The sequence below is a fragment of the Pseudonocardia xinjiangensis genome (genome assembly GCF_012911925.1).
Lineage (GTDB): Bacteria > Actinomycetota > Actinomycetes > Mycobacteriales > Pseudonocardiaceae > Pseudonocardia > Pseudonocardia xinjiangensis.
In genome coordinates this window covers 124,199-136,949 of the sequence record NZ_JAAXKY010000002.1, presented here as the reverse complement: position 1 = coordinate 136,949, position 12,751 = coordinate 124,199, and the positions used below count along the sequence as shown (strand labels likewise).

Annotated in this window: 12 protein-coding genes; 7 read left to right on the top strand and 5 right to left on the bottom strand. The window is 72.5% G+C overall.

The features are described 5' to 3' along the window. Positions 1 to 16: 16 nt before the first annotated feature. Positions 17 to 634, bottom strand: coding sequence for an SGNH/GDSL hydrolase family protein (locus tag HF577_RS01740; RefSeq protein WP_169393897.1), 618 nt, complete (start codon positions 632 to 634; stop codon positions 17 to 19). Beyond that, positions 631 to 1,836, bottom strand: coding sequence for an NAD(P)/FAD-dependent oxidoreductase (locus HF577_RS01735; RefSeq protein ID WP_169393896.1), 1,206 nt, complete (start codon positions 1,834 to 1,836; stop codon positions 631 to 633). The genes HF577_RS01740 and HF577_RS01735 overlap by 4 nt, the downstream gene beginning before the upstream one ends. Positions 1,837 to 2,106: 270 nt before the next feature. Between HF577_RS01735 and HF577_RS01730 the strand changes: the two genes are divergently transcribed. After that, positions 2,107 to 2,637, top strand: a complete 531-nt coding sequence (locus HF577_RS01730; protein WP_169393895.1) for a PaaI family thioesterase — start codon at positions 2,107 to 2,109, stop codon at positions 2,635 to 2,637. 27 nt (positions 2,638 to 2,664) lie between these two features. On the opposite strand, the gene HF577_RS01725 is transcribed toward HF577_RS01730, so the two are convergent. After that, positions 2,665 to 3,549, bottom strand: coding sequence for an MBL fold metallo-hydrolase (locus HF577_RS01725; RefSeq protein ID WP_169393894.1), 885 nt, complete (start codon positions 3,547 to 3,549; stop codon positions 2,665 to 2,667). Between the two features lie 125 nt (positions 3,550 to 3,674). Continuing rightward, on the bottom strand, positions 3,675 to 4,616 hold the full coding sequence (locus tag HF577_RS01720; protein WP_169393893.1) for a LysR family transcriptional regulator: 942 nt from the start codon (positions 4,614 to 4,616) through the stop codon (positions 3,675 to 3,677). A gap of 240 nt (positions 4,617 to 4,856) precedes the next feature. Here HF577_RS01720 and HF577_RS01715 point away from each other — a divergent pair, with 240 nt between their 5' ends. The 6 genes from HF577_RS01715 to HF577_RS01690 all read left to right on the top strand — a co-directional run bounded on the left by HF577_RS01715 (position 4,857) and on the right by HF577_RS01690 (position 11,289). Then, a complete protein-coding gene (locus HF577_RS01715; RefSeq protein ID WP_169393892.1) occupies positions 4,857 to 5,810 on the top strand; it encodes a PDR/VanB family oxidoreductase in 954 nt (317 codons plus the stop codon). 208 nt (positions 5,811 to 6,018) lie between these two features. Then, entirely contained in the window at positions 6,019 to 7,182 is a 1,164-nt protein-coding gene (locus HF577_RS01710; protein ID WP_169393891.1) for an ABC transporter ATP-binding protein, read from the top strand. 14 nt (positions 7,183 to 7,196) lie between these two features. Further along, positions 7,197 to 8,576: an ABC transporter substrate-binding protein gene (locus tag HF577_RS01705; protein WP_169393890.1), complete on the top strand. Its 1,380-nt coding sequence runs from the start codon at positions 7,197 to 7,199 to the stop codon at positions 8,574 to 8,576. 4 nt (positions 8,577 to 8,580) lie between these two features. Further along, a complete protein-coding gene (locus HF577_RS01700; RefSeq protein WP_312858885.1) occupies positions 8,581 to 9,528 on the top strand; it encodes a carbohydrate ABC transporter permease in 948 nt (315 codons plus the stop codon). 10 nt (positions 9,529 to 9,538) lie between these two features. After that, a complete protein-coding gene (locus HF577_RS01695) occupies positions 9,539 to 10,414 on the top strand; it encodes a carbohydrate ABC transporter permease (protein ID WP_169393889.1) in 876 nt (291 codons plus the stop codon). An 8-nt stretch (positions 10,415 to 10,422) separates the two neighbouring features. Beyond that, on the top strand, positions 10,423 to 11,289 hold the full coding sequence (locus tag HF577_RS01690) for a metallophosphoesterase (RefSeq protein ID WP_312858884.1): 867 nt from the start codon (positions 10,423 to 10,425) through the stop codon (positions 11,287 to 11,289). Between the two features lie 18 nt (positions 11,290 to 11,307). Here the strand turns inward: HF577_RS01690 and HF577_RS01685 are convergent, their stop codons facing one another. Then, on the bottom strand, positions 11,308 to 12,519 hold the full coding sequence (locus tag HF577_RS01685) for a cytochrome P450 (RefSeq protein ID WP_169393887.1): 1,212 nt from the start codon (positions 12,517 to 12,519) through the stop codon (positions 11,308 to 11,310). Positions 12,520 to 12,751: the final 232 nt, after the last annotated feature.

Below are 12,751 nucleotides of genomic sequence, written 5' to 3'. Positions count from 1 at the left end.
GTCGGTGGAGGGCCTTTTACCGCCGCACGTCCGCGCCGGCCAGCATCGCCGCGATCTCCACCGCGATCGTGCGGTGGCCGAGCGCCGACGGGTGGATCCCGTCCGGGTACCACATCGACGGGTCGTCGGTGAGGTCGGCGGTGGCCAGCGCGTAGCGCCGCACGCCCAGCTCGTCGCACAGCTGCGCGAGATGCTCGTTCGCGTCGGCGAACCGTTCACGCAGCAGGGCCACCGTCGGCGCCGGGAGGCCCGGGATGCGGCCGGGGATGTCGGGGTAGTCGTGGGTGAAGACGGTCCGGCCCGGCACCGCGGTCGCCACCTCGAAGATCGTGCGCAGGTTCGCCCGCATCCCGTCACGGTCGTAGGCGCGCACCAGGTCGTTGCCGCCGACGGCCACGCCGAGCAGTGGTGTCGTCACCTCGGCGACGGTCGGGAGCTGGGCATCGACGACGTCCTGCGTGGTGGCCCCGAAGGCACCGAGGTTCAGCACGGCGGCCTCGTCGATCCCGAGCAGGCGCGCCACCCGCGGCACCCACCCGACGAACGTTCCGTCCGGACGGGGGTCCCCGCGTCCCTCGGCGAAGCTGTCGCCGAGCACCACCATGGCGTACTCGCGCCGGGCCCCACCGCTCACGCCGCCACCCCGGCCCGAGCCATGATCGAGGCGACGTTGGCCGGGGCGAAGAACTCCTCGCCGGTGATCCCGCCGCCGACCATCGTGTAGAACTGCTCGGTCGCCGCCGCGTCGACGCTGACGGCGGCCACGAGCGCCTGCAGCTCCGGCGTGAGCTCCAGCTCGGAGATCATGCACGTGAACTCGTAGCCGGATCGGCTCTCGGCGTCGCGTTCGCGCTGGTAGTCGGCCAGCGCTTCGGCCATCGGCCGCCCGCCCGTCAGACCCTCGTGCAGGCGGTCGGCGAGCAGCTCGGCGTGGACGAACGCGTCGGAGATGCCCTTCCCGGTGAACGGGTCCTTGTGGTAGCCGGCGTCGCCGACGAGCGCCCAGCCCGGACCCTGGCTGACGCGGTAGAAGTTGTCCGGGTAGCGGATGGCGCGATAGGGCTCGAGCTGCGTGCCGCCGGCCACCTGCTCCGCCATCCCGGGGTCGATCCGGCGGATGGTCTCGTGGAAGTTCCCGTCCACGTCACGGCGGAAGTCGGCGAACGTGTCGCGTCGGCGCATGATCGCCACCAGGGTCTGACCGTCGTTCGTGGGCCACGCACCGAACTGCTGGCGCTCCCCGATCCGGCTGTGGAACTGGACGTCCAGGCCGTCCCAGTAGCTGTAGTAGATGAAGCACGCGGCCGGGACGACGTCGTAGCGGTCCGCGCCGACGGCGTCGGCCACGAAGGAGCCGCTGCCGTCGGCGCCGACCACGACGGCGGCCCGTTCCTCGACGGTCCGGCCTGCGTCGTCCCTCCCGCGGACACCGACGACCGCACCGTCGGCGAACACGAGCTCGGTGACGGTGAACCCGAGCCGGACCTCGGCACCTGCCTGCTCGGCCGCGCGCAGCAGGATCGGGTCGAGCACCGTGCGCCGGGGGGCGATCGTGGCCGTGATCCCGTCGATGGTGGCGGCGAACCCGGAGATCACCGAGTCGCCGAAGGACACTGTCATGTTCGTGATCGGAGCGACGCCGGTGGCGAGCACCTCGTCGAGCAGACCCCAGCGCTGCAGCCGGGACAGGCCGTACTGCTGCAGGTAGTGCGTGGAGACGGTGTCGGCCGGCAGCGCGGTGCGGTCGAGCACGAGCACGCGGTGCCCCTGGCGGGCAAGCAGCATGGCGAGCGGCGAACCGGCGCAGCGGGCACCGACGATGATGGCGTCGTACATGGCGACGTCTACTCCTCGATCGGGGAATGATCACCGGACGATCACGAGTGCGTCAGTGCGGATCGGATCGCTCAACCCGGGTGTCGCCTACAGGTCTACGGGGCCGACAGAATTCGTGTCAATGCACGGAGCTCGGCGATGCCGCAGCGCTATCGCCCCATCCCCGACCCTTATCAGCAACTCATCCGAAGCGGTCCGGACGCCTTTCTTTCGACATCGGTGAACATTTCGTTCATCCCCTGTCCACATTTCCCGGCACTAATATCGTCCATGTCTCCCGACCTGAACCCACTGACATCCGTCGTCGCTGCCGAATCCGCTCGGCTCGCTGCGGCGGGCACCGATGTGATCGACCTCGAGCGGCTGCGCACCGTCGTCGACTCGATGGTGCCGTTCAACAACTTCGTCGGCGTCCGGATCACCGAGCTCAGCCGCGAGCACGCCGTCGCCGAGCTGCCGGTCCGCGACGAGCTGCTCAACCACTTCGGCACGGTCCATGCCGGCGCGCTGTTCCTCGCCGCCGAGGTGGCCGGGGCCGGGGCGTTCTCCGGGGCGATGGCCCCGCGCGTGCTGCAGGTACAGCGGTTCGTGCTGCGCGAGAGCAAGGTCGGCTTCCTCAAGCCCGCGAGCGGCCGGATCCGCGCCCGCGCCACCGTCGACCAGCAGGTGGTGACCGAGGTACTGGCCCGCCGGTCGGCCGAGCGGTTCGAGCTGACCGGCACCGCCCTGCTGCACGACGACGCCGGCCTGCTCGTGGCCCGCGTCGAGCTCGACTACGTGGCCTGGATCGCGGCAGCGTGAGTGGAGCGCTGCAGTTCGCTCGGCCGGTTACTGACCGGGGACCGCCGCCGGGAGGCGGGGTGCGGGCGGCAGCGCAGGCGACACCGGGAACCGCCTGCCCGGTGCGGCGAGCCGCACCGGTCCGACGAACACCGCAGCGGCAGCGGCGCGGCGCGCTGCGAGTACCGCGGCATCTGCGGTGGTGAAATGCGTGAGCACCAGCTCCCCCACACCGTGGGTGGCCGCGACCGTGCCGGCGTCGGCCCCGGAGAGATGCCCGTGCGGTCCGGTGTCGGTGTGGTCCAGCGTGGCCTCGGCGAGCAGCAGGTCGACGCCGTGACACAGCGGCCCCAGCCCGGCGGCGAGACCGGTGTCCCCCGTGTAGGCGAGGCTGCCGGTGGGTGACTCGATCCGCACGCCGCAGTTGGGCGCGGTGTGCCGCAGCAGATGCATCGAGAGCCGGCATGCACCCACCTCCACGACGTCGCCGGGCCGGTACTCGCGCACGTCGAAGGCGATGTCGAAGGCCCGGTCGAGCAGCGGGAACGTCGCGACCGGGAAGAGGGCCGCGAGCCGGTCGAGCACGCTGCGGCCGCCCTCCGGCACGTACAGCGGGACGCCGGGGGCGCTCTGGTCCAGGCTCTGCAGCGCGGTGAAGGGATCGGCGTCCGGTAGCTCGGCGAGCACCCGCCGGGCCCGGGCGTGCAGGAGTGCCTTGCCCAGCGGCAGCAGGTCGTAGCAGTGGTCCAGGTGCAGGTGGCTGATCACCACGGCGTCGAGCGCGGCGGGCGCGGCGACGGCGGACAGTGCGGTGACGATGCCCGGCCCGCAGTCCAGCAGAAGAGTCGTCGGCCCCGCCTCGACCAGGTAGCCGGAGCTGGGCTGGCCGTCGGCGGGCATGCCCGACCGGCAGCCGAGCACGGTGAGCTGCATGCGCGGGAGTCCCTCCGTCGTTGCGGCGACGGCAGGTCGCCGATCGCGGAACGACGATGCGGAAGCTGCGCGGCCGGGGCAATGAGCAGTTCGCTAACAGACGATCGGGGATCGCAATCGTCTCGCTACGACGCCGGCGACAGCCGGTCCGGGCCGGGCTCCGGGTCCGGTTCGCGCCAGGTGAAGGGCCCCGAGGCAGCGAGGCTGGCCAGAAAGGCTTCGAGCACCGGCGAGGTGTCGCCGGCCCGCCAGGCCGCGTACAGGTTCAGCCGGGGTACCGGTCCCGTCAGCGCCACGGCGACGAGCCCCTGCGAGCCCGCGCGCACCGCCCGGGCCGCCGACGCGAAACCGAGGAGCGGGCGCGCGGCCACCACCACGGCTGTCGCCAGCGGGTCGTCCACCTCCTCGGCGACGACGAGTTCGGTGCCGGCCCGCGCAGCGGCGTGCACGATCGCGTCGTGCATGGCCGGGCTCTGACCGCGCCGGAACAGCACGCACGGCCGCTCCCCCAGCTCGAGCATCGAGATCGACTCGCGGCGCGCCCACGGGTGCCGCGGAGCCACCACGGCGACCACCGGCAACGAGAGCAGCTCCCGGGACTCCAGCTGCGCCGTCCGGGGCCGCCCGTAGACGAACCCGACGTCGAGCTCGTCGTTCAGCAGCGCCTCGACCTGCGGGCCGCTGCGTCGCTCCCACAGCTGCGCCTGCACCTTCGGGTGGTCGGCGGCGAGCCGGGCCAGCGTGGGCGGCAGCACGCTCAGTCCGGCCGGGAAGTTGAACCCGACGCTGACGGTGCCCGACCTGCCCTGCGCGGCCGCCTTCGCCGCCTCCACGGCCCGTGCCGCCTGTCCGACGAGCCGTTCGGCCTCCTTGCGGAACGCCTCCCCTGCCGGAGTCAGCCGGACCTCGTGTGACGTGCGGCTGACCAGCTCGACGCCGACCTCCCGCTCCAGCCGTTGCAGCTGCTGGCTCAGCGACGGCTGCGCGAGGTGCAGCCGGGCTGCCGCCCGTCCGAAATGGAGCTCCTCGGCGATCGCCAGGAACGACACCAGGTACCGGAATTCCATCGCCTGCCCCTCCCCCTGAGACGACCACGTTAGGGGTCTTTTGTGACGCTTGAGCGGATCAGCCGGTGGTGGCTGCGCGAACAGTGCGTGACGCGGACAGGCCCGTCAGGGGACGTGCCGGAGGCACGGCGGTGACATCCCGCCGCCGTCTCCGATCGCGCGATCGACGTCCGCTCTCACCGCCCTCGGACGTGGGCGTCCGACCCTACGGTCGGCCCGCCGCCGATCCGAGGACCGACGATGACCGATACCCGCACTGCCGAACCCGTTCTGGACGCGCGCGTCCGCACCGTCCGCACCGCCGCCGACGGGGTCCGCGAGCTGGTCCTCACCGCGCCTGCGGGTGGCCCACTGCCGGCGTGGTCGCCGGGAGCGCACATCGACCTGCTGCTCGGCCCCGGTCTGGTGCGGCAGTACTCGCTGTGCGGGGACCCGGAGAACCGCACGCGCTGGCGGGTGGCCGTGCTGCGGCAGCCCCTCGGGCGCGGCGGTTCCGCCCTCGTGCACGACCGCATCCGGGCCGGGGACCTCCTGCGGGTGCGCGGGCCGCGTAACAACTTCCCGCTCCGGCCTGCCGCTGCCTATCTGTTCGTCGCGGGCGGGATCGGCATCACGGCGCTGCTGCCGATGGTCGCGGCGGCCGACGCTGCCGGGGCCGACTGGCGCCTGCTCTACGGCGGCCGCTCCCGCAGGTCCATGGCGTACCGGGAGGAGCTCGCGCGGTACGGGTCGTGCGTCGACGTCTGCCCGCAGGACGAGACGGGCCTGCTCGATCTGGACGGGGCGCTGGCCACCGCTCCGTTCGGAGCGCTCGTGTACTGCTGCGGCCCGGAGCCGCTCCTGCGGGCCGTGGAGCAGCGGTGCGCAGGCCCGCGGCTGCACGTCGAGCGGTTCGCGCCGCGCCCTGTGGAGGACGCGCCCGGCACCGCGGCGTTCGAGGTGGTGCTGCGCCGGTCCGGCCGGACGGTGCACGTCGCGGCGGACGAGTCGGTGCTCGCCGCGGTGCAGGCCGCGGGCGCAGCCGTGCTCGACTCCTGCCGCGAGGGCACGTGCGGTACCTGCGAGACGACGGTGCTCGCAGGCCGGCCCGATCACCGCGACTCCGTGCTCGACGAGGACGAGCGCGCTGCGGGGGCGACGATGATGGTCTGCGTCTCGCGGTCGCTCACCCCGGTGCTCGAGCTGGACCTGTGACCGACCGCCGACCGCGCGGACGTCGATCGAGACGGTGGATCGGCACAGTGCAACTGCCGATCATCGCAGCTCATCGCCCCTGGAAGCGGTGCCCCGATCGGATGTCGGGACCTGGCGTTCACCTCGCCTCCACGCAGCCGTGCTGGCATCCCGCCGCGCGCACCGCGATCTCGGGGTGCGCCGGTCGGCCAGGAAGGACGTCCCGCCCGTGAGTCGGATCCAGATCGAAGGGCTGACCCGCCGCTTCGGCGCCGTCACCGCCGTCGACCACGTCGACCTCGATGTCCCCGACGGTGACTTTCTCGTTCTCCTCGGGCCCAGTGGCTGTGGCAAGTCGACGCTGCTGCGGATGCTCGCGGGACTGACCCCGCCGTCGGCGGGCCGGATCCTGCTCGACGGTCGCGACATCACGGCCACCCCGCCCCGCGACCGTGACCTCGCCATGGTGTTCCAGAGCTACGCGCTGTACCCGCACCTGACCGTCGCCCGCAACATCGGCTTCCCGCTCCGGGCCCGGCGCCGTCCACGACCCGAGGTCGCCTCCCGCACCGAGACCGTCGCACGCGTCCTCGGGCTCGAGGAACTGCTGCACCGCAGGCCGCGTGAGCTCTCCGGCGGCCAACGCCAGCGGGTGGCGCTGGCGCGGGCACTGGTCCGCGATCCCGGGGCCTTCCTGCTCGACGAGCCGCTGTCCAACTTGGACGCCACGCTGCGGACCGCGACCCGCGCCGAGCTCACGGAGCTGCACCGCCGGCTGGGCTCGACGTTCGTGCACGTCACCCACGACCAGGTGGAGGCGATGACCATGGCCACCCGGATCGCGGTGCTGAACGCGGGACGGCTGGAGCAGGTCGGCACGGCGGCGCAGGTCTACGACGAGCCCGCGTCCGTCTTCGTCGCCGGGTTCCTCGGCTCGCCCGCCATGGGTCTGCTGCCCGGGCGGATCGAACACGTCGAGGGGAGCCTGCGGGTGCTGGCCCCCGACGTCGACATCCCACTCGGTGGGCCGGACCCGGAGGACGCAGGCCGCGAGGTCGTCCTCGGCATCCGCGCCGAACACCTCCTCCTCGTCGAACCCACCGCAGCGCCCCGGCCCGGTGCCGCGCTGCTGCGCGGCACCGTCCGGCTGGTGGAGAACCTCGGCAGCGAGGAGGTGGCGCACTGCCTGGTCGGCGACGCCCGGCTGCCGGTGCGCGGCCCCCGACCGCTCGGGCTCGCGGCGGGCGATCCGGTGACCCTCACGACCGCGCCCGAGCGCGTGCACCTCTTCGATCCGGCCAGCGGCCGCCGGCTCGTCCGGCGTCCCGCTTCGGCCGGCACCGCTGCCGTGTCCACGCACGTCCCCGATCTGTCCGCCGTCTCACCCAGCTGAGGAGCACAACCCCCGTGAAGAGATCACTCGCCCTGCCGGCTGCCGCCGCCGCCGCGGCGCTGGCGCTGACGGCCTGCGGCCTGGGCAGCACCGCCCCTGCGGCCCCGACGGCATCAGCCGTGGCGAGGGCCCCGGAGCTCGCGCCCGGCCAGGAGGTGTCGATCGTGCTGGAGAGCTACAACTTCGGTCAGGCCGGCGCCTGGAGCGACACGTTCACCGCCCTGCTCGACACCTTCCACCAGCAGCACCCCACCATCACCGTGACGGCCCAGAAGCCGCAGGGCAACAGCTCGAACCCGGCCAACGACACCGTCTCGAGCGTGCAGGCCCAGCTGGCCACGGGCGCCCCGCCCGACGTGGCGCAGCTCGGCTTCAGCGACCTGGACTTCACCGTCAACCAGCTCGGTGCCAAGCCGCTCGACGACCTGGTCGGAGCCGACGCCGTGGCGGCCAACTACGAGGACGGGCACCCCTTCGCCCCGAAGGCGCGCACGCTCGGCGACTACAACGGCAAGACCTACGGCATCCCGTTCGTGTTCTCCACCCCGGTCCTGTTCTACAACGCCGGCCTCTTCCGGCAGGCCGGACTCGACCCGGCCACCCCGCCCACCACGTGGGACGAGGTGAAGGCCGCCGGACAGCGCATCGCCCAGGCCACCGGCAAGGACGGCGCCTACGTCGACTGCGTCACCGAGACGGCGAAGGACTGGTGCCTGCAGAGCGTGATCCGTTCGAACGGCGGCCGGGTGATCAGCGAGGACCGCACCCGGCTGGAGTTCGCCGACCCCCCGGCGGTCGAGGCCGTCACGATGCTGCAGGACCTCGTCACCTCCGGCGCAGCGCCGAAGCTCACCCAGCAGCAGGCCGTGGAAGGCTTCGCGCGCGGCGACCTCGGCATGATCCTCGAGTCGAGCGCGCTGCAGGGCACGTTCACCAAGGGGGCGCAGGGCGGTGGCTGGGAGCTGCGCGGAACCGGCGTCCCCGCGTTCACGGGCAAGCCCGTGGTGCCCACGAACTCCGGAGCCGCGCTGTTCGTCCTCTCCGCCGACCCGGCGAAGCAGCGCGCCGCGTGGGAGCTCATCCGGTTCCTGACCAGCGAAGAGGCCTACGTCCAGATCTCGAGCAGGATCGGGTACCTGCCGCTGCGCACCGGGCTCGTCGACGATCCCGCCGGGCTGCAGGACTGGGCCGCGAAGAACCCGCTCGTCCGCACCAACCTGCAGCAGATGGACCCCATGGAGCCGTGGGTGTCCTTCCCCGGCAACGACTACCTGCAGATCCGGGACGGGATGATGCAGGCCGTCGAGCAGGTGGTGCTCCAGGGCGCCGACCCGCAGGCCACGCTGTCCGCCGCGGCCGACCGGCAGGCCGCGCTCCTGCCCGCCGGCGGCTGAGGCGGTGTTCGTCGAACTGGACGCGCCCGCGCCGGTCGCGGTGCGGGCCGTCCCTCCGCCGTCCCGCTCCGCGCGGTTGCGCCGGGCGGGACGCTCGCTGGTCCCGTACCTGTACCTCGCGCCCGGACTCGTCCTGCTGGGGATCTGGGTCTACCGCCCGCTGGTCCAGACCGGGCAGCTGTCGTTCTTCTCCTGGAACCTGCTGCCCACCACGCCGATGGTCCCCGTCGGGTTCGAGAACTACGAGCGGCTGTTCACGCTGCCCGAGTTCGGCACGTCGATATGGCGCACGGTGGTGCTCGTCCTCGGGCTGCTGCCGTTCACGGTCGTCGTGCCGGTGGCCGTCGGGCTGCTGGCCAGGCGCGTCCGGGGCCGGGCCGCCGTGATCTACCAGGCGCTCGTGTTCGCCCCGCTGCTCATCGCTCCGGTGGCGGGCGCTGCGGTGTGGCAGTGGCTGCTCGACCCGCGTTCCGGAGCGATCAACCAGGTCCTCGGGACGACCACCAACTGGCTGCAGGAACCGGGCCCGGCCCAGCTCGCGATCATCGTGATCACCGGCTGGCACGTCCTCGGGTTCGCGGTGCTCGTGGTCGCCGCCGGCCTGGCCGGAATCTCCGACGACTACGCGGGTGCCGCCGCGCTCGACGGCGCCACCCCCGGGCAGGTCACCCGCTGGATCACGCTGCCGCTGCTCTCCCCCACGCTGGTGTTCCTGGTGCTGATGACCGTGCTGCTGTCGGCCCAGTGGAGCTTCCCGCTGATCGACACGCTCACCAACGGCGGTCCGGCCGGGGCCACCACCAACGTCTACTACCTGCTCTGGGACTACGGCTTCCACTCGTTCGACGCGGGGCTGGGCGCGGCGGCCGGAGTCATCTTCTTCGCCGGCTTCGGGGTGATCGCCGCCGCACTGGTGGCGCTCTCGGACCGGGTCACCTTCCACGACAACTGACAGGAGCCCCATGGCCGTCATCGCCGGGCGCGCCGCCGCACTCGAGCGGGCCGCGCCCGCAGACGAGCCGGTCGGCACGCACTCCCGCACCCGCGCCGTCGTCGGACACCTGGCACTCGGCACGCTCGGAGTGCTCTGCGCCTTCCCGATCTACTGGCTCTACGCGACCTCGCTGCGCGCCCCGCAGGACATCTACTCGCTCGCGCCGCTGCCGTGGCCGCTGTCGGCGCAGAGCTACGTCGACGCGTTCCGGGTCCTCGACGTCGGCGGGCTGCTGCTGAACACCACGGTGATGGCCGTGCTGATCGCACTCGGTCAGCTGCTCACCGGGCTGCTCGCCGCGTACGCGTTCGCCGCCTGGGAGTTCCGCGGCAAGTCGCTGCTCTACCTGGCCTTCGTCGCGACGTGGCTCGTCCCGTTCCAGGTGACGATGCTGCCGAACTACGTGCTGCTCTCCCAGCTCGGCGTGCTCAACACGATCGCGGGGGTCGTGCTCCCCTCGCTCTGCACCGCCCTCGGCGTGATCCTGCTGCGCCAGCACGTGCAGGCCTTTCCCACCGAGCTGCTCGAGGCCGCCCGGCTGGACGGACGCGGGTCCTGGTCGACGCTCTGGACGGTGGTCGTGCCGAACCTGCGGCCCGCGCTGGCGGCGCTCGGGATCCTGCTCTTCGTCAACGCCTGGAACGAGTACTTCTGGCCCGCGCTCGTGCTGCAGCGCTCCAACGCGGTGCTGCAACTGGGGCTGCGCAGCTTCATGGGCACCGAGGGCAACGACTGGGGACCGATGATGGCCACCGCCGGAATGGCATGCCTGCCGGTGCTGGTGCTCTACCTCGTGCTCCAGCGCCAGATCGTCAACGGCTTCGTGCGCTCCGGGCTGAAGTGAGCGGGACCGTGGCTGTGAACGACGCCGGGGCTCCTCCCGTCGCGACCGTGATCCAGCTCAGCGACCTGCACGTCGTGGCGCCCGGACGGCGCCTGCGCGGAGGCGTCGACCCGCTCGCCGCGGTGGCCGCCGCCCTGGAGGTCGTCGAGAGCGCGGACGTCGACGTGGCGGCCCTGGTGCTCTCCGGCGACCTGACCGACAGCGGGGACCCGGCGGCGTACCGCGCGCTGCGGGCGCTCGTCGAGCCTGCGGCGCGGCGGCTCGGCGCTCCGCTGGTGTACGCGATGGGCAACCACGACGACCGTGCCGCGCTGCGGGCCGGCCTGCTCGGCGCCGAACCCACCACGGAGCCGTACGACCACGTGCTGCGGACCGGCGGGCTGCGGATCGTGGTGCTCGACAGCACGGTGCCCGGCCACCACCACGGCGTCCTCGAACCGGCGCAGCTCGCGTGGCTCTCGGTGGAGCTGGCCGAGCCGGCCCCGCTCGGCACCCTGCTCGTGCTGCACCACCCACCGGTGCCCACCGCGTTCGCCCCGATGCGCGGCAACGACCTGCGCGACCCCGCGGGGCTGGCTCGCGTCGTCACCGGCACGGACGTGCGGATGGTGGTGTGCGGGCACACCCACCACGCCGGGGCCTCCGCGCTGGCCGGGGTGCCGGTGTGGATCGGGCCTGCCACGGCGCACCGCGCCGAGCTGCTGTCCCCGCCCGGCCGGGCGCGCGGCCGGGCGGGGGTGGCACTGAGCCGGATCGACGTCTACGCCGACGCCGTGGTGGCCGCCGCCGAGCCGCTGGACGACGCCGCCGTGCTCGTCGACACCGATGCAGTGGCCCTGACGGCCGCCGCCGGTGCCCGGGCCCCCGCCCCGTAGCGGCACCACAGGCCTGCGTCAGGCCGTGAACCGCAGCGGCAGCTCGCGCAGCCCGCGGATGAGCAGGTTGGGCCGGTAGACCGGATCGCCCGCCTGCTCCAGCGTGCGGACCCGGCGCGCGAGCTCGGCCAGGAGGACCTCTCCCTCCAGCCGGGCCAGTGCCGCGCCCATGCAGTAGTGGATGCCGAGTGCGAAGCCCAGGTGCCGCGGTGTTGCGGTGCCACTCGCGTACCGGGTCACGTCGAACTCGTCGGGCCGGTCGTAGGCGCGCGGGTCACGGTTGGCGGAGCCGACGAGGACGCAGACGTTGTCGCCTTCGCGGAACGTGCGGCCGCCGACGACGAGGTCCTCGCGGGCGGTGCGCGTCGTCATGTGCACCGGCGAGTCGTACCGCAGGATCTCGTCCACAGCGGGCCCGGCGAGCTCGGGACGCTCCCGCAGCAGGGCCAGCTGCCCAGGGTTGCGCATCAGCGCGAGCAGTCCGTTGCCGACCATGTTGACCGTGGTCTCGTGCCCGGCGATGAGCAACGTGATGCAGGTGGTGAGCATCTCGTGCTCGGTGAGCGTGTCACCCCGCTCGTGGACGGCACCGAGCGCGCTCACCAGGTCGCTACGCGGGTCGCGCAGGCGCTCGGCGATCAGCGCGCGGAAGTAGGCGATCAGCTCGCGGGAGCCCTCGTCCCGCGCCCGGCGCTCCTCCGGGGAGAGCACCGGGTCGGGGTCGAAGCCGCGGGCGAGCCCCGGCCCGAGCCGGTGCACCATGGCCTGGTCGGCGTCCGGCACGCCGAGCAGCTCGCAGATGACGATCAGCGGCAACGGGTAGGCGATCGCCTCGATGGCCTCCACCTCGTCCGCGGCCAGCACGGCGTCGAGCATGCCCGTGACCAGCTCGAGGATCCGCGGCCGCAGCTCGACCACCCGCTTCGGGGTGAAGGCCTTGCTGACGAGACCCCGCAGCCGTGTGTGGTCGGGCGGGTCCATCCACAGGAACGACGTGGGCAGGTCGGTGCGATCGGCGTCGGGGTGGAAGAGCTCGGCCTCGTCGCGGTGGCTCCACAGCGTCTCGCTCAGCACTGCGCTGCACTCGGCGTGACGGGTCACGAACTCGACGCCGAATCCGCTGTCGAGGAACGGAACGGCCTCCCGCACAATGGCGTAGCGCGGATAGGGATCGGCTCGGTGCTCGGGAGCGAACGCATCGAACACGGGCGGACTCGCAGTAGCGCTCATCACACTTCCTCGTCGTCGGCGGTCGGCGCTGCAAAGAGGCGACCAGCTTCTCCCGAGCACGGTGTACGGGTGTTCGTCCGTATCGTGAATCGCTCGTGAAATCTGAGCGCGGACGGCGTCGGTGAACAATCGGCGATTGGCGTCAGCGATGGGGCGATGAATTGGAGCGCGGCGCACTTGACCGATATGCCGATCGGCGGTGTGCTCGACAGCGGAAAAGCCGTGCGAACCG